This is a genomic window from Streptomyces sp. NBC_00091, assembly GCF_026343185.1.
GTDB lineage: Bacteria > Actinomycetota > Actinomycetes > Streptomycetales > Streptomycetaceae > Streptomyces.
The window spans coordinates 1,413,111-1,436,051 of sequence record NZ_JAPEMA010000001.1 but is presented as its reverse complement, the minus strand read 5'-3'; the positions used below and the strand labels follow the sequence as shown (position 1 = coordinate 1,436,051).

The window sequence follows — 22,941 nt, the reverse complement described above, 5'->3', positions numbered from 1 at the left end:
AGTCGCACGAAGCCCCTTCCCGGACCCCGGGCAGGGGCTTCGCGGCGTTCCGGCACGCCCCGCGACCAGGGCCGTCACCTCCACCGCATGACAACTGTCATGCGGCGTCCACGACCCGCGACACTGCCGCGCCCACCCCCGTACGGGCCAGCCTTGAGCCATGACGACGACGACCGCGGCACACCCCGCCGCCCCGGGCCCCGCAGGCGGCCCCGGTGCCGAGACCGGCACCGTGGTGAGCTTCCAGAACGTGACCAAGAGCTACGGCCCGGTCCGGGCGGTCGACGGCCTCTCCCTCGAACTCCACCCGGGCGAGACCGTCGCACTCCTCGGCCCCAACGGCGCCGGCAAGTCCTCCACCCTCGACCTGCTCCTCGGCCTGCGCCCCGCCGACTCCGGCACCGTGCGCCTCTTCGGCACCACCCCCCGCGAGGCCATCGCGGCCGGCCGGGTCGGCGCCATGCTCCAGAGCGGCGGCCTGATGGAGGACGTGACCGTACGTGAACTCGTCACCCTCGGCTGCGCCCTGCACCCGCGCCCCCGTCCGGTCGAGGAGGTGCTCGGCCGGGCCGGGGTCCAGGGGATCGCCGGCCGGCTCGTCAACAAGCTCTCCGGCGGCCAGGAGCAGCGCGTGCGCTTCGCGCTCGCCACCGCCGGCGAGAACGACCTGATCATCCTGGACGAGCCGACCACCGGCATGGACGTCACCTCCCGCCAGGCCTTCTGGGCCACCATGCGCGACCAGGCCGCCCAGGGCCGCACGGTCCTGTTCGCCACCCACTACCTGGAGGAGGCGGACGCGATCGCCGACCGGGTCCTGGTCCTCAACAAGGGCCGGCTGCTCGCCGACGGCACCGCCGCCGAGATCAAGGCCAAGGCCGGCGCCCGGAAGGTCGCCTTCGACCTCGACGGCCCGGTGGACGAGCAGATCCTGCGCGCGCTGCCCGCCCTGACCGCCTTCGAGCTGACCGGCTCCACCGTACGGCTCCAGTCGCGCGACGCCGACGCCACCGTGCGGGCCGTGTACGCGCTCGGGCTCTACCCCCGCAACCTGGAGGTCGCGGGCCTCGGCCTGGAACAGGCCTTCATCGCCCTCACCGAGGCCGAGGAGGCCACCCGATGACGAACACGGTCAACTCCGGAACCGTCCAGCTGGTCAGGCTGGAGATCTCCCGCGCCCTGCGCAACAAGAAGTACCTGTTCTTCACCGTCATGTACCCGGCCGCCCTCTTCCTGATGCTCGGCGGCACCCTGGACGGCACCACGAAGGTCCTGGGCACCGAACTGACCATGCCCGCGTTCTACATGGTCGCCATGGCCTCCTTCGGCGCCCTGACCGCCGTACTGATGGGCAACAGCGAGCGCATCGCCAAGGAGCGCGAGAAGGGCTGGGTGCGCCAGCTGCGGCTGACCGCCCTGCCCGGACACGGCTACGTCCTCGCCAAGACCGCCAGCGCGGGCGTCCTGTCCCTGCCCTCCATCCTGGTCGTCTTCGCCGTCGCCGCGGCGGCCAAGGGCGTACGCCTCGACGCCTGGCAGTGGTTCGCCCTCACCGGCGCGATCTGGGCCGGCAGCCTCGTCTTCGCCGCGCTGGGCGTGGCCATCGGCTACCTGGCGAGCGGGGACAGCGTCCGCCCGATCACGATGCTCTGCTACTTCGGCCTCTCCATCCTCGGCGGCCTGTGGATGCCCACCGCGAACTTCCCGCAGTGGCTCCGCGACATCTGCGAGTGGCTGCCGACCCGCGCCTACGCGGGCCTCGGCCAGGCCATCGAGCTGGGTGGCGCGCCGCAGGCCAAGGACGTGGCGATCCTCGCCGTGTACTTCGTACTGTTCACCGGTGCGGCCGCCTGGCTGTACCGCAAGGACTCCCTGAAGGCGTGACACCGTGGCCCTGACGCAGGAAGGCGACGGCCTGGCCCGCATCGGCCAGGCACCGGAGACCACCACCCACAAAGTGGTGAAGAGCCTGTGGATCGGCATCTGGCTCTTCTACCTCAGCGCTCCCGTCACCGACCTGGTCAGCGGCGGACACGGCACGGGGGTCCGGCTGCTCGGCGGCCTGGGCCTCCTGGCCTTCACCTCCTGGTACCTGGTGCTCGTGTTCCGCACCGTCAGGCTGATGCCGGTACGCCGGGTCCTGGTCTCCCTGGCGGTGCTCGCCACCCAGGCCACGGTGCTGTCGCTGACGCTGGGCCGCGAGTGGCTGGTGCTCTTCGTGTACGTGTCCATCTCCTCCGGCGCCGCGCTGCCCGGGGAGATCTCCCGCTGGACGGTGCCGGGCGCGACCGCGCTGCTGACGGCGGTGGCCTTCGCGGTGCCGGGCGGCACCGAGTACCTGGCCGGGCTGGTGATCCCGGCCCTGATGGGCGGGTTCGCGATGGTCGGCGTCCGGGCGATGATCCGGACCACGATAGAACTCCGCCAGGCCCGGGCCACGGTGGCGCAGCTCGCGGCCAACGAGGAACGCCTGCGGCTGGCCCGCGACCTGCACGACCTGCTGGGCCACTCGCTGTCGCTGATCACGCTCAAGAGCGAGCTGGCGGGCCGGATGCTGCCCGAGCACCCGGAGCGGGCCGCCCAGCAGGTGGCGGACATCGAGCGGGTCAGCCGGCAGGCGCTGGTCGACGTACGGGAAGCCGTGAGCGGCTACCGCAGACCCACCCTGCCCGGCGAACTGGCGGGCGCGCGCACGGCGCTGGCGGCGGCGGGTGTGGCGGCGGACCTGCCGGCCGACTTCGAGGAGGCCCTCCCGGAGGAGACGGAGTCCGCCCTGGCCTGGTCGCTGCGCGAGGCCGTGACCAACGTGGTCCGGCACAGCGGAGCCCGGCGCTGCACGGTCACCCTGGCCACCCGCCAGACCCTCGCGGGCGCCGTCGTGGAACTGGCGGTGTCCGACGACGGCACGGGCGGCCCCGCGGTCCCCGGCAACGGCCTGACCGGCCTGACGGAACGCCTGGAGGCGGTCGGCGGCACCCTGTCGGCGGGCCCGGCGGGCAAGACCGGCTTCCGCCTGCTGGCCAGGGTCCCCCTAGGATCGCCGTCATGAGCGAAGCCGCGGCCCCCATCCGCATCCTGCTGGCCGAGGACCAGTCCATGGTCCGGGAGGCCCTCGCCGCGCTGCTCGGCCTGGAGCCCGACATCGAGGTCCTCGCCCAGGTCGCCCGCGGCGACGAGGTCGTGGCGGCGGCCCTGGCGCATGACGTGAACGTCGCGCTCCTGGACATCGAGATGCCGGGCATGACGGGCATCGAGGCGGCCGCGGAGCTCCGCTCCGCCGTCCCCTCCCTCAAGATCGTCGTCCTGACCACCTTCGGGCGCCCCGGCTACCTCCGCGGGGCGATGGAGGCGGGCGCCTCGGCCTTCCTGGTCAAGGACGCCCCGGCCGCTCAACTCGCCGACGCGGTACGCAAGGTCCTGGCGGGGGAGCGCGTCATCGACCCCACCCTCGCGGCGGCGGCCCTCGCGGAGGGGGCGAACCCGCTGACGGGACGGGAGCGGGAGATCCTGCGCGCGGCGGAGTTCGGTGCGACCAACGCGGAGCTGGCGGCCCGCCTGCACCTGTCCCAGGGCACGGTCCGCAACTACCTCTCGACGGCGATCCAGAAACTGGCGGCCCGCAACCGCGCCGACGCCGTGCGCGTGGCCCGCGAAAAGGGCTGGCTCTAGCCCCACCCCACCCTTCGCCTCAATCGCCGGCGAGGCTGGAGAATCCAGCCTCGCCGGCGATTGAGGCGCGGGTCCGGGCAGAGCCCGGGGAACGGTGGAAGGGCGGGTAGGGGACGGCCCCGCGCAGCGGCCACCACCCGCAGCCGGGTCAGTTCAGCAGCGCGCGAGCGGAGAGGGCCTCGCCGCGGATGCGGGCGGCGGCCTCCGTGTCCACCGCGTCCATGACCTCCGCGTACGCCTCCAGCTCCGAGGCCCCCTCCTGGAAGGAGCCCCGCTCCACCAGCAGCCGCGCCCGCTCGTACCGCAGCGCGGCCGGGTGCGACGGCAGCAGCAGCGCCAGGTCCAGCGACCACAGCGCGACCGCCGAGTGCTCCGGCCGGGAGGAGGCCCAGACCCGGATGTTGTTCAGGATCCGCAGCACGATGTCCAGGGTCCGGGCCGGGGTCCGGGGCGAGGCCGCCAGCTCGGCCGGGCCCGCGCCCAGCGAGGCGCCGCCGGCGAAGGGATCCACCACCACCCCCTCCTCCGGGTCCCCGAAGCCCACCACGAAGTGCCCCGGCAGCCCCAGCCCGTACACCGGCGCGCCCGCCCGCCGGGCCACCTCCAGCCACACCACCGACAGCAGGATCGGCAGGCCGCGCCGGCGCCGCAGCACCTCGTGCAGCAGCGAGGACGAGAGCCGGTCGTAGTCCGCGGGGGTGCCGTGGAAGCCCATCCGGCCGCCCAGCAGTTCGGTCACCGCCGAGGCCCACGCCCGCGCGCCCCGCAGCCCGTACGGCAGCAGCCCCGCGAGCCGGTCCAGTTCGATCTCGGCCCAGTCCATGGCCCGTTCGTCCAGCTCCGGGTCCGCCTCCGCCGCCAGCAGCAGACACAGCCGCGCCAGGTCGGGCCGCTCCGAGCGGGCCTCCGCCGCGAACAGCTCCCGCGTCCCGGGGTTCACGCCGCCGCCCGGAAGTGGTGGTAGGCGTGGTGCGTGGCGAAGCCCATCCCGTCGTACAGGGCGCGCGCCCCGGGATTGTCCGTCTCCACCTGGAGCCACGCCGCCGACGCGCCCTCCTCCAGCGCCCGCCGGGCGAGCGCCGTCATCACCACGGTCCCGAGCCCCTGCCGCCGGTACTCCGGAGCGACCGTCACGGCGCCGAAGCCGGCCCAGCGCCCGTCCACCACGCACCGCCCGACGGCCCGGCCGCCGCCCAGCGAGGCGAACCACACCGACGGGCCCTCCACCAGCATCCGCCGCGCCAGGTCCGGGTCCCGGACCTTGCCGTAGCGGGCCAGCCAGTCCTCGTCCGGGGTACGGGTCAGCCGTACGCCCGCGACGTCCGCGTCGAGGTCGCCGACCGGGGCCAGCGCCCCGATGCGGACCTCCGCCGAGACCTCGTTCACCCAGCCGCGCCGTTCCAGCTCGGCGCAGAGCAGCTCCTGCGTCCCGGCGGCACCCGTCGCGGCCTGCACATACGCAGGAAGGCCGCGTTCCGCGTACCAGGAGGTCACTCGCGCGAGTGCTTCGCCGAGGGGTATCCCGGGGTCGCCGAGCGGGAGCACCGAGTTGGCCCGCCGGGTGAAGCCGGCGGCGGCCCGCAGGGTCCACTCGCCCAGCGGCTCGCTCTCCAGGGGCTGCCAGGCCCGCGCGGTGACCCGCGCCAGCTCCTCGAAGGAGGCCGCGGGACCCCTGCGGCGGGCCGGCGCGGGGGGCACCGTCTTGCCCGCGACCAGCGAGGATTCCGCGATACGGACGGACACGCCGTCCTTGCGTGTGATCGTCAGCACACCCTCGTTCCAGGATGTGAGAACCCCGACCGTGTCCGTGAAGGAGGGGGAGCCGCTCCCGCCGTCCTCCACCCGTCGTACAGAGACTCGTTTACCCACGTCAGCCGGGGTAATACGGATCTCCAGCAGCCCACCGGCAGTGATTTCCACAGCTCTGTCCGCCCCTCCTGTTCGGATCGTGCCCGGGAACGGAGATACTAGGTGCGGGCATCGACGACGCCGCGCTCCCGCGCGAATGGACAGCCCTACCGAGGAGGAACGAGAGCGTGACCTACGTCATCGCGGAGCCTTGTGTCGACGTCAAGGACAAGGCATGCATCGAAGAGTGCCCCGTCGACTGCATCTACGAGGGCCAGCGGTCCTTGTACATCCACCCGGACGAGTGCGTCGACTGCGGCGCGTGTGAGCCGGTCTGTCCGGTCGAGGCCATCTTCTACGAGGATGACACCCCGGAGGAGTGGAAGGACTACTACAAGGCGAACGTCGAGTTCTTCGACGAGCTCGGTTCGCCCGGTGGTGCCTCCAAGCTCGGCCTGATCGAGCGCGACCACCCCTTCATCGCCGCGCTGCCCGCCGACATCAACCCCGGCGAGCACTGACCGTTCACGGCAGACGCGCCTCTCGGTCCCGTACGGCACTGCTGCCGGGCGGGACCGAGCCGTTTCTCCGTACAGCACAGCCCCCGCACCTCACAGAGAGCAGAGAGCACCGTGGCCGCAGTTTCCGACCGTCTTCCCGCCTTTCCCTGGGACAAGCTGGAGCCGTACAAGGCCACGGCGGCGGCCCACGCTGACGGCATCGTCGACCTGTCGGTCGGTACGCCCGTGGACCCGGTGCCCGAACTGATCCAGCGCGCCCTGATCGGCGCCGCCGACTCTCCCGGCTACCCGACGGTGTGGGGGACGCCCGCGCTGCGCGACGCGATCACCGGCTGGCTGCGGGGCCGGCTCGGCGCGAGCGCCGTCGGACACCGCAACGTCCTGCCGGTGGTCGGCTCCAAGGAGCTGGTGGCCTGGCTGCCGACCCAGCTGGGCCTGGGTGCCGGGGACAAGGTCGCCTACCCCCGCCTCGCCTACCCGACGTACGAGGTCGGCGCGCGGCTGTGCGGCGCGGAGGCCGTGGTCTACGACGACCCCACCGAGCTGGACCCCGCGGGCGTGAAGCTGCTGTGGCTGAACTCCCCGTCCAACCCGACCGGGAAGGTCATCCCGAAGGCGGAGCTGATCCGGATCGTGGCCTGGGCGCGGGAGCACGGCATCCTCGTCTTCAGCGACGAGTGCTACCTGGAGCTGGGCTGGGAGGCCGAGCCCGTCTCCGTCCTGCACGACGACGTGTGCGGAGGTTCGTACGAGGGCCTCGTGGCGGTCCACTCGCTCTCCAAGCGCTCCAACCTGGCCGGCTACCGGGCCGCGTTCATCGCCGGTGACGCGGCCGTGCTCGGCGAGCTGCTGGAGATCCGCAAGCACGGCGGCATGATGACCCCCGCCCCGGTGCAGGCGGCCACGGTGGCGGCCCTCGGCGACGACGCCCACGTCGAGGAGCAGCGCGGCCGCTACGCCGCCCGCCGCGAGGCGCTGCGCACGGCCCTGGAGGGGCACGGCTTCCGCATTGAGCACAGCGAGGCCAGCCTCTACCTGTGGGCGACCCGCGACGAGCCCTGCTGGGACACCGTCGCCCACCTCGCCGAGCTCGGCATCCTGGTCGCGCCGGGCGACTTCTACGGCGAGGCCGGCGCGAACTTCGTCCGCGTCGCCTTCACTGCCACCGACGAGCGGGTCGCGGCCGCGGTCAAGCGCCTCGGCTGAGCGCGGTCCCGCCGGAAACAAACAGCCCGAGGGGGCCGGGAGTTCGTGCTCCCGGCCCCCTCGGGCGTACCCGCGTCCAAGCGGTGGTCAGCCCAGCGGCAGGCTGCCCAGGGGCAACTGGCCGGCGACCGGCAGGCCGCCCAGCGTCTGGCCGGCGCCGCCGGCGGCGCCGACGACCTCGCCGGCGGGGCCGGCGACGGGGGCGGCGGCCGGGAGGGCCTGGGTGGCGGTGCTCGCGGCGTCGGTGGCCGCGCCGGTGTCGGGCGCGGTGAGCGTGTTCAGCTTCGGCAGGGACTCCAGGCCCACGGCGTCGGCCGCGCTGGCGGCGCCTGCCGCACCGACCACGGGAGCGGTACCGGCTGCGAGGAGAAGCGCGGCACGGGCGATCCGACGGGTCAGGGGGAGGGTCATGATGCTCCTAAGCGGTAGCGGCTGAGTACGCCGTGTACAACCGCTCCCGGGGTGGGAGGAGTTGCGGACCCACCGGGTAAAGGATCAGTAACGCATCGTTTAATCGGCTTCCGTGACAAGAGCACCGGACCCGCGCCCACCTGGGGTTCTGTCCGTGAATCGGACATCCGGCTCGAACGCCCGGACAACCCTCCCGGGTGACGGGCCGTACGCATGACCGGCCGGGCTCAGCGCGGGGTGCGGGACACGAAGATCCGTACCTCGCCCGGAGCCGCGTCGTGCGGGTCCCCGGCGCCGCCCTTGCGGCCGCCGCCCTTCCCGCCCTGCCACCGGCCCCCGTCCCGGCCGGCCACCCAGGACGAGCCGTCGTACGACACCCGGGCGATGCCCAGCTCCTTCGACCGGGCCACCGCCCAGTGGGCCATCGCCCGGCCCCGCCGCGCCTCGGCCGCACCGCCGCCCTCCTTCAGCCGCAGCGCGACCTCGGCCTCCGGGGCCGGGCCGGCCGCCGTCGACCGGCCGGCCGGAGCACCCGCCCGGCCGCCGCCCTGCACCAGCGCCTCCCGCGCCTCCTTGCCGAAGGCCCGCGTCAGCTCCGCCCGCACCTTCTCCGGGTCGCCCGCCGCGGGCGCCGGGCCGGAGCAGGCCAGCGACGCCGGGACGCCGTTCTCGCCGAAGGCGGCCGTCAGGACCGTCGCGTCCGGCTCGTGCTTCGCGTACGCCTGCGGGAAACCGCTGAGCTGCACCTTCTGCGCGGCCACCGTCAGCGGGAGCCGGGTGTACCCCTTGATCTCCGCGAGCCGGTCGTAGAAGATCCCCGCCGAGTACACCGGGTCCGTGATCTGCTCCGGGGTGCCCCAGCCCTGCGAGGGCCGCTGCTGGAAGAGCCCCAGCGAATCCCGGTCGCCGTGGTCGAGGTTGCGCAGCGCCGACTCCTGCATCGCGGTCGCCAGCGCGATGGTCACCGCCCGGTCCGGGAGCCCCTTGGAGATGCCGACGGCGGCTATCGTCGCCGCGTTCGAGGCCTGCTCCGGGGTCATCTCGTACGTCTGGACGGTCCCCGCACCCGCGGAACCCGCCCCGGTCGCCGAGGCCGTGCAATAGGCGGCACCGCTGCTGGACTCGCGCTGCACGACGAAGTACCCGATCACCGCGAGCAGGACGAGCAGGCCCATGGCCTTGCGGAGCGGCCTGCGGCGGCGGGGGCGGAAGCGATCGGTCTCGGACACGCGGCCCACCGTACTTGAGGCCGATATCGCGTCCACCGGCCGGACGGACCAGGTTCCCGCCCATCCCGGGGCGTTAGGGTCAGTTCCATGTCCGAATCCGAGCTGGACCTCACCCTGGACGCTGCCGAGCTGACCGCCCGGCTCGTCGACATCCCCTCCGTGAGCGGCGACGAGAAGGTGCTCGCCGACCTCGTGGAAGACGCGCTGCGCGCCCTCCCGCACCTCACCGTCGACCGTCTCGGCAACAACGTCGTCGCCCGTACGCACCTCGGCTGCGCCGAGCGCGTCGTACTCGCCGGCCACCTCGACACCGTGCCGATCGCCGACAACGTCCCGTCCCGCCTGGACGAGAACGACGTCCTGTGGGGCTGCGGCACGACGGACATGAAGTCCGGGGTCGCCGTACAGCTGAGGATCGCGGCGACCGTCCCCGAGCCCAACCGCGACCTCACCTTCGTCTTCTACGACCAGGAAGAGGTCGCCGCCGACCTCAACGGCCTCGGCAAGGTCGCCGCGGCCCACCCGGACTGGCTGACCGGCGACTTCGCCGTGCTGCTGGAGCCCTCCAACGCCGAGGTCGAGGGCGGCTGCCAGGGCACCCTGCGCGTGCTGCTGCGCACGAAGGGCGAGCGCGCCCACTCCGCGCGCAGCTGGATGGGCTCCAACGCCATCCACGCCGCGGGCCCGATCCTGGCGAAGCTGGCCGCGTACGAGCCCCGCAAGCCGGTCATCGACGGCCTGGAGTACCACGAGGGCCTCAACGCCGTCCGCGTCGAGGGCGGCGTCGCCAACAACGTCATCCCGGACGCCTGCACGGTGACCGTGAACTTCCGCTACGCCCCCGACCGCAGCGAGGCCGACGCGCTGGCCCACGTACGGGAGGTCTTCGCGGACTGCGACATCGCCGAGTTCGTGATCGACGACTCCTCGGGCGGCGCCCTGCCGGGCCTGTCCCACCCGGCCGCGGCGGCCTTCATGGAGGCGGTCGGCGGCCGGCCCATGCCCAAGTTCGGCTGGACGGACGTCTCCCGCTTCAGCGCGCTCGGCGTCCCGGCGGTCAACTACGGCCCGGGCGACGCCCTGCTGGCCCACAAGGTCGACGAGCGCGTCGAGACGAAGGCGATCCTGCACTGCGAGGAACGACTCCGCGCCTGGCTGACCTCGTAAATTCCCCTTCCGGTCACCTTCGTGCGCCTAACCTGATCCAACGATCAGCAGGAGGGAGCACATCATGGGCAACCCCGAAGGTACTCGTCGTCGGCCCGAGGAGCAGCAGCTCGGGCCGGTGCTGCGCAGGCGGGGCCAGGTGCAGGCGGGCAGTACGACGGACCAGCGGCTGCTGGACTCGGCCGGGCCCTCCGAGTGGGTGCACACCGATCCCTGGCGGGTCCTGCGCATCCAGTCGGAGTTCATCGAGGGCTTCGGCACGCTCGCCGAGCTGCCGCCCGCGATCAGCGTGTTCGGCTCCGCCCGCACTCCGGTGGACTCGCCGGAGTACGAGGCGGGCGTACGGATCGGCAGCGCGCTCGTCGAGGCGGGCTTCGCCGTCATCACCGGCGGCGGCCCGGGCGCGATGGAGGCGGCCAACAAGGGCGCCCGCGAGGCGAACGGCATCTCCGTCGGCCTGGGCATCGAGCTCCCCTTCGAGCAGGGGCTCAACCAGCACGTCGATCTCGGGCTGAACTTCCGGTACTTCTTCGTCCGCAAGACGATGTTCGTGAAGTACAGCCAGGGGTTCGTGGTGCTGCCGGGCGGGCTCGGCACGCTGGACGAGATGTTCGAGGCGCTGACCCTGGTGCAGACGCAGAAGATCACCCGGTTCCCCATCGTGCTCTTCGGCACGGAGTACTGGGGCGGCCTGATCGACTGGCTGCGCAACACGGTCATCGCCCAGGGCAAGGCCTCGGAGAAGGACCTCTACCTCTTCCACGTCACGGACGACGTGGACGAGGCCATCGCGCTGGTGACCAAGGAAGTCGCGAAGTAGGGCCGCGGGCCGCGCCGCCCTAGGCGGGCGGCGCGGCCCACCACCCTCGACGCCGTCCTCGCGCGGTGCGGCGCTCGGGCGCCTTACCGGCTTCGGACGGCTGCGCCGTCCTCCGGCCGTCGGGTGGGGCCGTCAGGCCAGTCCGCGGCGGGCGACGGCCGGCGGGCGGTGGCCCTGGATGGAGCGGACCATCTCCAGAATCTGCTTCGTCTCCGCGACCTCGTGGACGCGGTAGACCTGGGCGCCGAGCCAGGCCGAGACGGCGGTGGTCGCCAGGGTGCCCAGCAGGCGCTCCTTGACCGGCTTGTCGAGGGTCTCGCCGACGAAGTCCTTGTTGGACAGCGAGACCAGCACCGGCCAGCCCGTCCGCGTCATCTCCTCCAGGCGGCGGGTGGCCTCGAGTGAGTGGCGGGTGTTCTTCCCGAAGTCGTGGCCCGGGTCGATCATGATCGACTCCCGTGGCACCCCGAGGGCCGCGGCCCGCTCCGCGAGCCCGACCGTGACGCGCAGGATGTCCTCCATCACGTCCTCGTACGAGGTCCGGTGCGGCCGGGTGCGCGGCTCGACCCCGCCCGCGTGGGTGCAGACGATGCCCGCGCCGTAGCGCGCGGCGACCTCCGCCAGCTTCGGGTCCACCCCGCCCCACGCGTCGTTCAGCACGTCCGCCCCGGCCTCGCAGACGGCCTCGCCGACCTCGTGCCGCCAGGTGTCGACGCTGATCACCACGTCCGGGTGGCGGCGCCGCACCTCCGCCACGAAGCCGACCGTGCGCCGGGCCTCCTCCGCCGCGTCCACGTGCTCGCCGGGGCCCGCCTTGACCCCGCCGATGTCGATGATCGCCGCGCCCTCGGTCACCGCCTGCTCGACCCGGTCCAGCGCGGGCTCGTCGCGGAAGGTCGCGCCCTGGTCGTAGAAGGAGTCCGGGGTGCGGTTCACGATGGCCATGATCACCGGCTCGTGGGTGTCGAACTCGCGCCTGCCCAGTCGCAGCATCCTGCTCTTTCCTCCTTCGGCGACCCTCGCGCCTCGTCTGCGACCTTAACCTGGTGGCCGGAGTCTCTCAGGGGAGTTGATCGTGTTCTGGTTCTTGCTGATCGCGCTGGTCGTGGTCGTGGCCGCGGTCACCCTCGCGGTGGTCGGCGGAGGCGCGGAGGCCGTACTGCCCGAGGCCGAGCCGGACCGGGTGGCCGACGCGCTGCCGGAGAGCCGGCCGGTGGTCCGGGCGGACATCGACGCCCTGCGGCTTCCGGTCGCTCCGCGCGGCTACCGGATGGCCGAAGTGGACGAGGTCCTGGACCGGCTCGCGGCCGAGCTGGCCGAGCGGGACGCCCGGATCGCGGAGCTGACGGCCGCCGCCGCGCACGGCCCGGCCCGCGCCGCGGCGCCGGCGGAGCGGATCGACCTCACCAAGGACGAGCGGTGAGCGGCGCCGGGCTCGTGGCGGGCCCGGACGGCGGGCTGCGCTGCCCGTGGGGGCTGTCCACGGAGGACTACGTCGTCTACCACGACACCGAGTGGGGCAAGCCCGTCCACGGGGACGACGCGCTGTACGAGCGGCTGTGCCTGGAGGCCTTCCAGTCCGGGCTGTCCTGGCTGACGATCCTGCGCCGGCGCGAGGGGTTCCGTAAGGCCTTCGCGGACTTCGAGATCGCCGCCGTCGCGGAGTTCGGCCCGGCGGACGCGGAGCGGCTGCTGGCCGACGAGGGGATCATCCGCAACCGGGCCAAGATCGAGGCCACCCTCGCCAACGCGAAGGAGCTGGCCGGCTGGGAGGCCGGGGAGCTGGACCGGCTGATCTGGTCCCACGCCCCCCGGAAGCAGGGCCGGGCCCCGAGGACCACCGGCGACGTGCCGGCGGTCACCGCGGAGTCCACGGCCCTGGCCAAGGCCCTGAAGAAGGCGGGCATCCGCTTCGTCGGGCCCACCACCGCCTACGCCCTGATGCAGGCGTGCGGCCTGGTCAACGACCACCTCGCGGGCTGCGTCTCCCGCGAGGCGTGAGCCGTCATCGCCCCAGGTACTTCGGGGGCTGCTTCGCGAGGAAGGCCTGGACGGCGATGGAGTGGTCCTCGGAGGCACCCGCGCGCGCCTGGAGGACGTCCTCGCGCTCCAGGGCGTCGGAGAGCGAGTGGGCCGCCCCGTACGCCAGGGACTCCTTCAGGGCGGCGTAGGCCACCGTGGGGCCCGAGGCGAGGGCACGCGCCACCGACTCGGCCTCCGCGTGCAGGGAGTCCGACGGGACCAGGCGGTTCACGATGCCCAGCTCGTACGCCTCCTGGGCCTTCACCGAGCGGGGGAAGAGGAGGAGGTCGGAGGCCCGCGAGGCGCCGATCAGGCGGGGGAGGGTCCAGGACACCCCGGAGTCGGCGGTCAGCGCGACCCCGGCGAAGGAGGTGTTGAAGGACGCCGTGTCGGCGACGACCCGGAAGTCCGCCGCCAGCGCGAAGCCGAAGCCGGCTCCGGCCGCGACGCCGTTGACCCCGGCCACCACCGGCTTGGGCATCTCCGTCAGGGCCCGGACGATCGGGTTGTAGTGCTCCGAGACCGTGCTCATCGTGAGCTTCGAGCCGCTCTCGCGGTCCGCGGCCAGGTTCCCGATGTGCTCCTTGAGGTCCTGGCCGACGCAGAAGGCCCGGTTGCCGGCCGCGGTGAGCAGGACCGCCCGTACCGCGGTGTCGGCGGCGGCCGCCCGGACCGCGTCGCGCAGGGCGACCTTGGCCTCGGTGTTCATGGCGTTCATCGCGTCGGGCCGGTTGATCGTGATGGTCGCGAGTCCGTCGGTCACTTCGTAGAGCACGCTGTCGGCCATGGCGGGGGTCCCCCTTCGTCGCGGGCTTGGCTACCGGCCGGTACCGGCCGGTGCAAGGGCCAGCATGGCGGACGGGACGGGGGGCGGGCATGTGATGTGCGTCAAACAAACCAGAGCCCTTCCCCAGGGGAGAGCGGCGAAGTATCGCAGGCGGATCCCCGAAATGAGTGGTTTTGGCCGAGCGCGTTGCGCAAGCGTTCCCGTCCGATGTTGGTCATCGGGTCCTGACATGCGGGATAATGGCTGGGAAGCAATGTGTTCGATGCCGGGTACTAGGCGCCTGAACGGGGCCGTCGGCTGACGATGAGCTGGTTTCAGGAAGGGGAACGAGCATGGCGGCCATGAAGCCGCGGACGGGCGACGGCCCGCTCGAGGTCACCAAGGAGGGGCGAGGCATCGTCATGCGCGTACCGCTCGAAGGCGGCGGTCGGCTTGTCGTCGAGCTGACTCCGGACGAGGCGGACGCCCTGGGTGACGCCCTGAAGAAGGTCGTCGGCTAAGCGTCGGCACCATCTGACTCTGCACCGCCCCGCCCGCTCTCCGCGGCCGGGGCGGTGTTGTTTTGCCCGCACCCTTTTTTGACGCGCCGCTCGCGCGGCTCGGCCCTGGCGGGCCTCCCCGGCTTCGCGCCGCTGCGCCGGACTCCGTCCGCCGACCCGCCGGGCGGGGCCGGGTCGGTCAGCTGGGGGAGCCTGAGGCGCTGGGGGTCCGGGGCGGAGCCCCGGGATACGGAGAAAGGGCGGGGCGGGGACGGCTCCGCGCAGCGGCAGCACCGGGCGGCCCGCCGGGGGGCTAGCGGCGGACCGCGCAGAGGAGGCCGTCGCCCACCGGGAGGAGGGCGGCCTCCAGGGCCGGGCTCTCCCGGACGGTGCGCAGCAGCTCGCGGACCCGGATGACCTCCACCGGCTGGGCGGCGGAGTCGACGGTGCGGCCGTCGGAGAAGACCCCCTCGAAGCACACCAGCCCCCCGGGCCGCAGCAGGCGCAACGATTCGGCGAGGTAGTCCAGGGACTCGGCGGGGTCCCCGTCGCAGAAGACGAGGTCGTAGCCGCCGTCGGCGAGCCGCGGCAGGACGTCCAGGGCCCGGCCGGGGATGAAGCGGGCCCGGTTGCCCGCGAAGCCGGCGGCGCGGAAGGCCTGGCGGGCGAAGGCCTGCCGGTCGGGTTCGGGATCCACCGTGGTCAGTACGCCGTCCGGCCGCATCCCGTGCAGCAGGTGGATGCCGGAGACGCCCGTCCCCGTGCCGATCTCGGCGACCGCCTTGGCGTCCGCGGTGGCGGCGAGCAGGCGCAGCGCGGCCCCGGTGCCGGGGGAGACGGACCGCAGGCCCGCTTCCCTGGACCGGTCGCGGGCCCATCGCAGAGCGTCGTCCTCGGCGACAAACGCGTCGGCGAACGCCCAGCTCGTCTGCCGGTTGCCGCTAATGACCCTCTCCTGTCCCCATAGTTGGCGCAACGGTGACTGTATCCGCTGACGTCGGGAACCCGCAGATGGGACCGGGCGTTGGGAGGGTGAGAGGCGGGATAGAGGGGACGGCTGCGGGCAGATCGGCAGTCCGGGCCCCGAGGTCCGTGCAAAGTTACTGCAAAAATGCTTATCCAGAGCTGACGGGAGGGGTGGCTATGGTAGGGGCTCCACTGGACACCACCAGAGCCGACAGGGGAGGTGCGGCTGCGCTTGTGGATCGTGGAGGCGTGTTGAGACGTCTCTTCTGGTCGGCGGGTGAGCCGAAATCCGTGACCTACACTGCTGACCGCTTCCACACCGCCCACACCGCGACCACCGCGACCTTTGCCGCCGATGCGGGCTCCCAGGCGTGGACCCCTCCCACGTGGGAGGAGATCGTCAGCACGCACAGTGCGCGGGTCTACCGCCTTGCCTACCGTCTGACGGGCAACCAGCACGACGCCGAGGACCTGACGCAGGAGGTCTTCGTCCGCGTCTTCCGGTCGTTGTCCACCTACACGCCCGGCACCTTCGAGGGCTGGCTGCACCGCATCACCACGAACCTGTTCCTGGACATGGTGCGCCGCAAGCAGCGGATCCGCTTCGACGCCCTCGGGGACGACGCCGCCGAGCGGCTGCCGAGCCGTGAGCCGTCCCCGCAGCAGGTGCTCCACGACACCCACTTCGACGCCGACGTGCAGCAGGCGCTGGACACCCTGGCGCCCGAGTTCCGTGCCGCCGTGGTGCTCTGCGACATCGAGGGCCTGTCCTACGAGGAGATCGCCGCCACGCTCGGCGTGAAGCTCGGCACCGTCCGCAGCCGTATCCACCGCGGCCGCTCGCACCTGCGCAAGGCGCTCAAGCACCGCTCTCCCGAGGCCCGCGCGGAACAGCGCGCGCTGGCGGGTGTGGCGGTGGGCGCGCCGGGCGCCGGGGGAGAGGGCGGAGCCGAGTGAGCGGAGCCAGTCCGTCCCCCGCCGAACAGCACCTGGGCGACCGTCTCGCCGCCCTGGTGGACGGGGAGCTGGGGCACGACGCGCGCGAGCGTGTGCTGGCGCACCTGGCGACCTGCGCCAAGTGCAAGGCCGAGGCCGATGCGCAGCGCCGGCTGAAGACCCTGTTCGTGGAGAGCGCCCCGCCGCCGCTGTCCGCCGGGCTGCTGGCCCGGCTGCAGGGGCTGCCGGGCACGGGGCCCGACGGGCCATCCGGGCCTTCCGGGCCGGGCGGCGGACCGGGGGCGCCGCTCGCGCCCCCGGCCCCGGGCGTCGACCCCTTCTCCTCGTTCGGGTACTCCGCCCCGGCCGCCCCGCGCGAGGGGTTCCGTATCCACGAGGTGGGCCGTCCCAGACGCCGCTTCGCCTTCGTCGCGGCGGGAGCCGTGTCGCTGGCCGCGATCGCGCTCGGCGGCTCGCTGCCGCTGGAGGGGATCGAGCCGAACGCCCGGGGTGAGGCCCCCGCGACCCGTCCGGGTCCCGTGGTCCCGCTGACCGACGCGTTCGTCCGCGACCGGGTCCCGACCCCCGGCGGGGTGCCCGCTCCGGTCCCGGCCGGGCAGCTGCCGACGGCCCCCTCCTCGGCCCCGGCGACGGCGCAGCCGGTTTCACTCTCCCGTTGACCCGGGCCCCCCGAGGGGCCCGGGCACCTGGTTGAATCTGCGGCACACGCGCCGCCCCGCGGTGCGCCAGGCCCGCGGGGAGCGCACATGTCCGACAGTCAGCAGAGCGGTCCGGCTCCGTCGTGGTGGAGCCGGCCCGCCGGCCCTGCGGAGCCGCACCCGCAGGACCGGACCGCCCCCGCCACCCCGGCGGCGGAGGAGGCGGCAGACCCCGTCGCGGAGCCCGTCGCCCTGCCCGGCCCGCGCTACGACCCCTGGGGCGAGCGCCCGCTCCAGGTCGTGGACCACGGCAAGCCCCGCCGCGGCCCCGGGCTGTGGCAGCTGGTGGTCTTCGGCGCCGTCATCGCCCTCCTCGCGGGCGGTGTGGGCGGCTACCTCGGCATCCTCGCCGAGCGGCGCACCGGCACCCGCCTGGAGCTCCCGCAGGCCGCCGCCGACGACAAGGGCCGGGCCCCGGACAGCGTGGCCGGCATCGCGGCCACCGCACTGCCCGGCGTGGTCACCCTGCACGTCAGCGGAGGCGGCGGCAGCGGCACCGGAACCGGCTTCGTGCTGGACGAGCAGGGCCACATCCTGACGAACAACCACGTCGTCGCCGACGCCAAGGACATAACGGTCACCTTCAGCACCGGCGACAGCGTCTCCGCCGAGCTGGTCGGCCGCGACGGCGGCTACGACCTGGCCGTGGTCAAGGTGAGCGGCGTCCGGGGCCTGCGCCCGCTGGCGCTGGGGAACTCCGAGAACGTCCGCGTCGGCGACCCGGTCGTGGCCATCGGCGCCCCCTTCGACCTCTCCAACACCGTCACCGCGGGCATCATCAGCGCCACCGGCCGCCCCATCACCGCCGGCGGCGACAAGCGCGACGGCAGCGACATCAGCTACGTCGACGCCCTCCAGACCGACGCCCCCATCAACCCCGGCAACTCCGGCGGCCCGCTCCTCGACTCCCGCGCCCACGTGATCGGCATCAACAGCGCGATCCGCGGCGCCGACAAGGGCGAGGACGGCGACGACCCCACCCGCCAGAGCGGCAGCATCGGCCTCGGCTTCGCCATCCCCGTCAACCAGGGCAAGCGGGTCGCCGAGGAACTCATCCGCACCGGCCGCGCCACCCACCCCGTCATCGGCGTCACCCTGGACATGCAGTACAAGGGCGACGGAGCCCGGGTCGACGCCAAGGGCGAGGACGGCAAGCCCTCCGTGGTGGCCGACGGCCCCGGAGCCCGCGCCGGGATCAGGCCCGGCGACGTGATCACGAAGGTGGACGGCGTACGCGTACACGGAGGCGACGAGCTGATCATCAAGATCAGGGCCCACCGCCCGGGCGACCGGCTCGGCCTGACCGTGCTGCGCGACGGCAAGGAACGCACGCTGGACGTCGTCCTCGGTTCGGCCAGCGATTCCTGAGGAGCGGCGTTCCTGAGGCGCGGGGTTCCGACACGAATACCGCATGACGCCCGGGTGAATCCCGCAGCGGCCGCGCACCGGCGTAGGGGTCGGCGGGAAAGGCCGGGTACCGTTGACCCGGCCGGACGTGGAGAGAGCCGAGGAGCGGCAAGGTGTTCAACGACATAGGCGCACTCGAGCTGGTCACGATCGTGGTGCTCGCCGTCCTCATCTTCGGCCCGGACAAGCTGCCGAAGGTGATCCAGGACGTCTCGGGCTTCATCCGCAAGATCCGTGCCTTCTCGGACAGCGCCAAGCAGGACATCCGCTCCGAACTGGGCCCCGACTTCAAGGACTTCGAGTTCGAGGACCTGAACCCGAAGACCTTCATCCGCAAGCAGCTGACCGAGAACGAGGACCTCCAGGAGCTGCGCAGCAGCTTCGACCTCCGCAAGGAGCTGAACGAGGTCACCGACGCGGTCAACAGCCGGGAGACCGGACCGGCCGCCGCCTCCTCCGCGCCGGCCGCCACGCCCGCCCCCAGCACCGGCCCCGACCTGCTGAAGAAGCCCGCCGCTCCGGCCCAGGAGCCGCGCACCCCCTTCGACGCCGACGCCACCTGAGCCGCAGCCTGCCCGTCGATCCGGGGTCGGATGGCTATCCTCCATCTGTCCGGACGCAGGACGCCCGAGGGAGGGGGTCCCCCCAGCGAAGCGAGGGGGAGGGCCGTTCCGGACCCCACGGAACGAGAGGCCGCCCCATGGAGACGACGAGCAGTAGCCGCGTAGGCGCGCAGCCTGCCGAAGCCCCCGAAACCGCACCACCCGCGCATACCGAACCCCCGCCGCCGGCCGCCCAGGCCGCCCCCGACCAGGCCGCCCCCGCCCAGGCCCTGGAGGCCGCCGCGCCGTTCCCGGGGGCCCGCCGGGCGGCTGCGGGCTACCTGAAGGCCGAGTTCCCCTGGTACGGGCTGGACGGGGCCTTCACCGGCCCCCGCTGGCTCATGCAGGTCGCCGCCGGCGCCGACGGCACCGTGGAGCACGGCTCCACCGGCCACGGCGACGAACCGTCCGCCCGGGGCGAGATCGCCACCGGCGAGAAGGACCGCTTCGCGGTGGTGGTCACCATCGCCGGCAACCCCCTGCGCCGCAGCGGCGACGGCACCGGCGTCCTGGAGGCCACCTCGGTCTCCTCGGCCGCCTGGCTGGCCGGCTCCGGGCTGCTGGCCTACAGCTGGCCGCCGCAGATGGACCACACCCGGCGCGACGACTGGCTCGACCAGCAGACCGAGGCGGCCTGGGAACTCGCCGACGACCTCGCGGGGCCGGACTGGTCGACGCTGTCGCTGCCGGTGGACGGGGAGCCGACGCCGTTCCACTACCGCGAGTCGGAGTTCGGCTGGGTGCTCGCCGGATCCACCGGGAGCGGGGTGCACCTGGGTGCGTACGGGCGGGGCATGAGCGCGTACGGGCTCGGGTTCTCGGTCATCGGGGACCTGGCGGCGTACGAGTAGACCGGGTACGGGAAAGGGCACCGCCGGCCGGCGGTGCCCTTCGCTGCGCGGCCCCGCACGGGGCCGCCTACGTCAGAACTTGTTGCGCGGTGTGATGCCCAGGGACATGCCCGACAGGCCGCGGGCACGGCCGCCGAGCTTGCCGGCGATCGTGCGCAGTGCCGCGCCCGCCGGGGAGTCCGGGTCGGACAGGACCACGGGCTTGCCGTCGTCGCCGCCCTCGCGCAGCCGGACGTCGATCGGGATCGAGCCCAGCACCGGCACCGTCGCGCCGACCGTCTTGGTCAGGCCGTCGGCGACCTTCTGGCCGCCGCCCGAGCCGAACACGTCCACCATCTCGTCGCAGTGCGGGCACGGCAGGCCCGACATGTTCTCGACGACGCCCACGATCTTCTGGTGGGTCTGCACCGCGATCGAGCCGGCCCGCTCCGCGACCTCGGCGGCGGCCTGCTGCGGGGTGGTCACGACGAGGATCTCGGCGTTCGGCACCAGCTGCGCCACGGAGATCGCGATGTCACCGGTACCCGGCGGCAGGTCCAGCAGCAGCACGTCCAGGTCGCCCCAGTACACATCGGCGAGGAACTGCTGGAGGGCGCGGTGGAGCATCGGGCCGCGCCACACCACCGGCGCGTTGCCCGGGGTGAACATGCCGATGGAGATGACCTTCACGCCGTGCGCCGACGGCGGCATGATCATGTTCTCGACCTGGGTCGGACGGCCCTCGACGCCGAGCATCCGCGGCACGCTGTGGCCGTAGATGTCCGCGTCGACCACGCCGACCTTCAGGCCGTCGGCCGCCATCGCCGCGGCCAGGTTGACCGTGACGGAGGACTTGCCGACGCCGCCCTTGCCGGAGGCGACCGCGTAGACGCGGGTCAGCGAGCCGGGCTTGGCGAAGGGCACCTCGCGTTCGGCGGTGCCGCCGCGCAGCGAGGCCGCCAGCTCCTTGCGCTGCTCGTCGCTCATCACGTCCAGGGAGACGGCGACGGAGGTGACGCCCGCGACCTTCTCGACGGCCTCGGTGACGTTCTTGGTGATGGTCTCGCGCATGGGGCAGCCCGACACCGTGAGGTAGACCGTGACGGCGACGGCGCCGCCCTCGCCGATCTCCACCGATTTGACCATGCCGAGCTCGGTGATCGGCCGGTGGATCTCGGGGTCGTTGACCGTCGCCAGCGCGTCCAGGATCGCGTCCTGCTCCGGCACGGCGGCGGAGGGTGTCTCGGTAGCCATGCCCCGATGGTACGGCTCGGTAGCAGGGCTCAGGTAAGCCCGTCAGCGGTCGACTTCGTCACTTTCACCGGGGAATAGACGCCGCTCGTCCATCTCCTTGATCAGGTCCTGGAACTCCGACCTGATCCAGTCCCGGGTGGCGACCTCGCCCAGGCCCATCCGCAGCGCCGCGAGCTCCCGGGTCAGGTACTCCGTGTCGGCGATGGAGCGCTCGTTCTGCTTGCGGTCCTGCTCCAGGTTGACCCGGTCGCGGTCGTCCTGCCGGTTCTGCGCGAGCAGGATCAGCGGGGCCGCGTACGAGGCCTGGAGCGAGAGCATCAGCGTCAGGAAGATGAAGGGGTACTGGTCGAAGCGCAGGTGGTCGGGCGCGAAGATGTTCCACAGCACCCACACCACGATGACCAGGGTCATCCAGACGATGAACCGGCCCGTGCCGAGGAACCGCGCGACCTTCTCCGACAGCCGCCCGAAGGCCTCCGGGTCGTACTCGGGCAGCAGCCTGCGGCGCCCCGGGCGCGGCTGGTCCAGCCGTACGCGCGAACGCGTCAGCGCACTCGCCCCGGCGGGCGCACCGCTCTTCGACCGTTCGGCGGAACGTTCCAGCCGCTCGGTACGCAGCCGCTCCGCGGCCTCCTCCAGCCGCTCCGAGAGCCCGTCCCGGGCATGCTCGCGCCGCTCCCGGCGCCGTTCGCGCGCGGCCTCGCCGCGCCCCCGCTCAGTGGCCATGTACGGCCTCCTCGGAATGGAAGTCCGTCTCCCGCCAGTCGTCGGGCAGCAGGTGGTCCAGTACGTCGTCCACGGTGACCGCTCCCAGCAGGGAGCCGCTCTCGTCGACGACGGGCGCCGCGACCATGTTGTACGCGGCCAGGTAGCTGGTCACGGCGCGCAGCGAGGCGTCCGGAAGCAGCGGCGGAAGGTCGGTGTCCACCAGCGAGCTGACCAGGGTGAACGGGGGGTCCCGCAGCAGCCGCTGGAAGTGCACCATCCCCAGGTACTTGCCCGTCGGGGTCTCGTCCGGCGGCCGGCACACGTAGACCTGCGCCGCCAGCGCCGGGGACAGGTCCGACTTGCGTACGCGGGCCAGCGCGTCCGCGACGGTGGCGTCCGGGCGCAGCACGATCGGCTCGGTGGTCATCAGACCGCCCGCGGTGTTCTCCTCGTACGACAGCAGGCGCCGCACGTCGGCGGCGTCGTCCGGCTGCATCAGGGTCAGCAGCCGCTCCTTCTCCTCCTCGGGCAGCTCGGAGAGCAGGTCGGCCGCGTCGTCCGGGTCCATCGCCTCCAGGACGTCGGCCGCGCGCTCCTCCTTCAGCCTGCCGAGGATCTCCACCTGGTCGTCCTCGGGGAGCTCCTCCAGGACGTCCGCGAGCCGGTCGTCGTCGAGGGCGTGGGCCACCTCGGCGCGCCGCTTCGGCGTCAGGTGGTGCAGGACGTTCGCCAGGTCCGCCGGGCGCATCTGCTCGAAGGTCGCGACCAGGTTCTCGGCGCCCTGGCCCTCCTCCTCCAGGGAGAAGCCGGTGACCGCCGACCACTCCACGGTCAGGGTCTCGCCGCGCCGGCGCAGCGCGCCGGCCTTGCCCTTGCGTACGAAGATCCGGTCGATCTCCCAGTCGCGGCGGGCCGGCAGCTGCTGGATGGCCACGTCCAGGACGGTGACCTCCTCGCCCGTGGCCCCCAGCGTCACCCGGCGGTCCAGCAGTTCGCCCAGGACCAGCCGCTCGGTGGGGCGCTGTTCGAAGCGCCGCATGTTGACGACACCGGTGGTGATGACCTGCCCGGACTCCACGCCCGTCACCCGGGTCATGGGCAGGAAGATCCGGCGCCGGCTGACCACCTCGACCACCAGGCCCAGCAGCCGGGGCGGACGGCCGCCGACGCGCAGCATCGCGACGAGGTCGCGGACCCGGCCGACCTGGTCGCCGTTGGGATCGAAGACGGGCACACCCGACAGATGCGAGACGAAGATCCGCGGGGCGCCTGCAGCCATCCGTGCGCCTCCTAGAGCGTCCATCAACAGTCCTGCCGTGCCTCAGGCTAGCCCGTGCCGGAGGAAAGCGTCCTGGTGGGG

At 73.0% G+C, this 22,941-nt stretch carries 26 protein-coding genes; 16 read left to right on the top strand and 10 right to left on the bottom strand.

Going from position 1 to position 22,941, the window contains the following annotated elements; translation table 11 throughout:
* Positions 1-160: 160 nt before the first annotated feature.
* The 4 genes from OOK34_RS06145 to OOK34_RS06130 are packed head-to-tail and all read left to right on the top strand — an operon-like array spanning position 161 to position 3,669.
* Entirely contained in the window at positions 161-1,123 is a 963-nt protein-coding gene (locus OOK34_RS06145; RefSeq protein WP_267032848.1) for an ABC transporter ATP-binding protein, read from the top strand.
* Positions 1,120-1,884, top strand: a complete 765-nt coding sequence (locus OOK34_RS06140; RefSeq protein WP_267032847.1) for an ABC transporter permease — start codon at positions 1,120-1,122, stop codon at positions 1,882-1,884. The genes OOK34_RS06145 and OOK34_RS06140 overlap by 4 nt, the downstream gene beginning before the upstream one ends.
* 10 nt (positions 1,885-1,894) lie before the next feature.
* Complete coding sequence (locus OOK34_RS06135; RefSeq protein WP_267036641.1) at positions 1,895-3,049, top strand: sensor histidine kinase; 1,155 nt, start codon at positions 1,895-1,897, stop codon at positions 3,047-3,049.
* Positions 3,046-3,669, top strand: a complete 624-nt coding sequence (locus tag OOK34_RS06130; RefSeq protein ID WP_267032846.1) for a response regulator transcription factor — start codon at positions 3,046-3,048, stop codon at positions 3,667-3,669. The genes OOK34_RS06135 and OOK34_RS06130 overlap by 4 nt, the downstream gene beginning before the upstream one ends.
* A gap of 148 nt (positions 3,670-3,817) precedes the next feature.
* On the opposite strand, the gene OOK34_RS06125 is transcribed toward OOK34_RS06130, so the two are convergent.
* Positions 3,818-4,609: a transglutaminase-like domain-containing protein gene (locus tag OOK34_RS06125; RefSeq protein WP_267032845.1), complete on the bottom strand. Its 792-nt coding sequence runs from the start codon at positions 4,607-4,609 to the stop codon at positions 3,818-3,820.
* Positions 4,606-5,589 carry a GNAT family N-acetyltransferase gene (locus OOK34_RS06120; RefSeq protein WP_267032844.1) on the bottom strand — a complete coding sequence of 328 codons (984 nt, stop codon included), beginning with the start codon at positions 5,587-5,589 and terminating at the stop codon, positions 4,606-4,608. Before OOK34_RS06120 ends, OOK34_RS06125 begins: the two co-directional genes overlap by 4 nt.
* 116 nt (positions 5,590-5,705) lie before the next feature.
* Here OOK34_RS06120 and fdxA point away from each other — a divergent pair, with 116 nt between their 5' ends.
* Both fdxA and OOK34_RS06110 read left to right on the top strand, forming a co-directional pair.
* Positions 5,706-6,038: a ferredoxin gene (fdxA, locus tag OOK34_RS06115; protein WP_267032843.1), complete on the top strand. Its 333-nt coding sequence runs from the start codon at positions 5,706-5,708 to the stop codon at positions 6,036-6,038.
* 111 nt (positions 6,039-6,149) lie between these two features.
* On the top strand, positions 6,150-7,244 hold the full coding sequence (locus tag OOK34_RS06110; protein WP_267032842.1) for a bifunctional succinyldiaminopimelate transaminase/glutamate-prephenate aminotransferase: 1,095 nt from the start codon (positions 6,150-6,152) through the stop codon (positions 7,242-7,244).
* 87 nt (positions 7,245-7,331) lie between these two features.
* Here OOK34_RS06110 and OOK34_RS06105 read toward each other — a convergent pair whose 3' ends face one another.
* Together OOK34_RS06105 and OOK34_RS06100 are read right to left on the bottom strand one after the other, a co-directional pair.
* A complete protein-coding gene (locus OOK34_RS06105; RefSeq protein ID WP_267032841.1) occupies positions 7,332-7,655 on the bottom strand; it encodes an ATP-binding protein in 324 nt (107 codons plus the stop codon).
* 227 nt (positions 7,656-7,882) lie between these two features.
* A complete protein-coding gene (locus tag OOK34_RS06100; protein ID WP_267032840.1) occupies positions 7,883-8,884 on the bottom strand; it encodes a hypothetical protein in 1,002 nt (333 codons plus the stop codon).
* Between the two features lie 87 nt (positions 8,885-8,971).
* Between OOK34_RS06100 and dapE the strand changes: the two genes are divergently transcribed.
* Positions 8,972-10,051, top strand: a complete 1,080-nt coding sequence (gene dapE / locus OOK34_RS06095) for a succinyl-diaminopimelate desuccinylase (RefSeq protein WP_267032839.1) — start codon at positions 8,972-8,974, stop codon at positions 10,049-10,051.
* 64 nt (positions 10,052-10,115) lie between these two features.
* Positions 10,116-10,871, top strand: a complete 756-nt coding sequence (locus tag OOK34_RS06090; RefSeq protein WP_267032838.1) for a TIGR00730 family Rossman fold protein — start codon at positions 10,116-10,118, stop codon at positions 10,869-10,871.
* 132 nt (positions 10,872-11,003) lie between these two features.
* On the opposite strand, the gene folP is transcribed toward OOK34_RS06090, so the two are convergent.
* Positions 11,004-11,864 carry a dihydropteroate synthase gene (gene folP, locus OOK34_RS06085; protein WP_267032837.1) on the bottom strand — a complete coding sequence of 287 codons (861 nt, stop codon included), beginning with the start codon at positions 11,862-11,864 and terminating at the stop codon, positions 11,004-11,006.
* Positions 11,865-11,940: 76 nt separating this feature from the next.
* Here folP and OOK34_RS06080 point away from each other — a divergent pair, with 76 nt between their 5' ends.
* Both OOK34_RS06080 and OOK34_RS06075 read left to right on the top strand, forming a co-directional pair.
* On the top strand, positions 11,941-12,294 hold the full coding sequence (locus OOK34_RS06080) for a DivIVA domain-containing protein (RefSeq protein WP_267032836.1): 354 nt from the start codon (positions 11,941-11,943) through the stop codon (positions 12,292-12,294).
* Positions 12,291-12,872, top strand: a complete 582-nt coding sequence (locus tag OOK34_RS06075) for a DNA-3-methyladenine glycosylase I (RefSeq protein WP_323183402.1) — start codon at positions 12,291-12,293, stop codon at positions 12,870-12,872. The genes OOK34_RS06080 and OOK34_RS06075 overlap by 4 nt, the downstream gene beginning before the upstream one ends.
* 4 nt (positions 12,873-12,876) lie before the next feature.
* Here the strand turns inward: OOK34_RS06075 and OOK34_RS06070 are convergent, their stop codons facing one another.
* Complete coding sequence (locus tag OOK34_RS06070; protein WP_267032835.1) at positions 12,877-13,680, bottom strand: enoyl-CoA hydratase/isomerase family protein; 804 nt, start codon at positions 13,678-13,680, stop codon at positions 12,877-12,879.
* Positions 13,681-14,012: 332 nt separating this feature from the next.
* On the opposite strand from OOK34_RS06070, the gene OOK34_RS06065 reads away from it, so the two are divergent.
* Positions 14,013-14,180: a DUF3117 domain-containing protein gene (locus OOK34_RS06065; RefSeq protein ID WP_003966491.1), complete on the top strand. Its 168-nt coding sequence runs from the start codon at positions 14,013-14,015 to the stop codon at positions 14,178-14,180.
* A gap of 292 nt (positions 14,181-14,472) precedes the next feature.
* On the opposite strand, the gene OOK34_RS06060 is transcribed toward OOK34_RS06065, so the two are convergent.
* A complete protein-coding gene (locus tag OOK34_RS06060; protein WP_267032834.1) occupies positions 14,473-15,135 on the bottom strand; it encodes an O-methyltransferase in 663 nt (220 codons plus the stop codon).
* Between the two features lie 167 nt (positions 15,136-15,302).
* Here OOK34_RS06060 and sigE point away from each other — a divergent pair, with 167 nt between their 5' ends.
* From sigE to OOK34_RS06035, 5 genes are all read left to right on the top strand, one after another.
* Positions 15,303-16,082, top strand: a complete 780-nt coding sequence (gene sigE, locus OOK34_RS06055) for an RNA polymerase sigma factor SigE (protein WP_267032833.1) — start codon at positions 15,303-15,305, stop codon at positions 16,080-16,082.
* Positions 16,079-16,741 (top strand): zf-HC2 domain-containing protein, encoded by a 663-nt coding sequence (locus OOK34_RS06050; protein WP_267032832.1) that lies wholly within the window; start codon positions 16,079-16,081, stop codon positions 16,739-16,741. Before sigE ends, OOK34_RS06050 begins: the two co-directional genes overlap by 4 nt.
* 87 nt (positions 16,742-16,828) lie before the next feature.
* Entirely contained in the window at positions 16,829-18,148 is a 1,320-nt protein-coding gene (locus OOK34_RS06045; RefSeq protein ID WP_267032831.1) for a S1C family serine protease, read from the top strand.
* A 152-nt stretch (positions 18,149-18,300) separates the two neighbouring features.
* Positions 18,301-18,750 (top strand): sec-independent translocase, encoded by a 450-nt coding sequence (locus tag OOK34_RS06040; protein ID WP_267032830.1) that lies wholly within the window; start codon positions 18,301-18,303, stop codon positions 18,748-18,750.
* A gap of 137 nt (positions 18,751-18,887) precedes the next feature.
* The gene (locus tag OOK34_RS06035) at positions 18,888-19,640 is read left to right on the top strand and encodes a hypothetical protein (protein ID WP_267032829.1); all 753 of its coding nucleotides are present in this window, start codon (positions 18,888-18,890) and stop codon (positions 19,638-19,640) included.
* Positions 19,641-19,712: 72 nt separating this feature from the next.
* On the opposite strand, the gene OOK34_RS06030 is transcribed toward OOK34_RS06035, so the two are convergent.
* From OOK34_RS06030 to OOK34_RS06020, 3 genes are all read right to left on the bottom strand, one after another.
* The gene (locus tag OOK34_RS06030; RefSeq protein WP_267036639.1) at positions 19,713-20,828 is read right to left on the bottom strand and encodes an Mrp/NBP35 family ATP-binding protein; all 1,116 of its coding nucleotides are present in this window, start codon (positions 20,826-20,828) and stop codon (positions 19,713-19,715) included.
* A gap of 87 nt (positions 20,829-20,915) precedes the next feature.
* Complete coding sequence (locus OOK34_RS06025) at positions 20,916-21,599, bottom strand: DUF1003 domain-containing protein (RefSeq protein ID WP_267032828.1); 684 nt, start codon at positions 21,597-21,599, stop codon at positions 20,916-20,918.
* A complete protein-coding gene (locus OOK34_RS06020; RefSeq protein WP_267032827.1) occupies positions 21,589-22,860 on the bottom strand; it encodes a CBS domain-containing protein in 1,272 nt (423 codons plus the stop codon). The genes OOK34_RS06025 and OOK34_RS06020 overlap by 11 nt, the downstream gene beginning before the upstream one ends.
* Positions 22,861-22,941 lie beyond the last annotated feature (81 nt).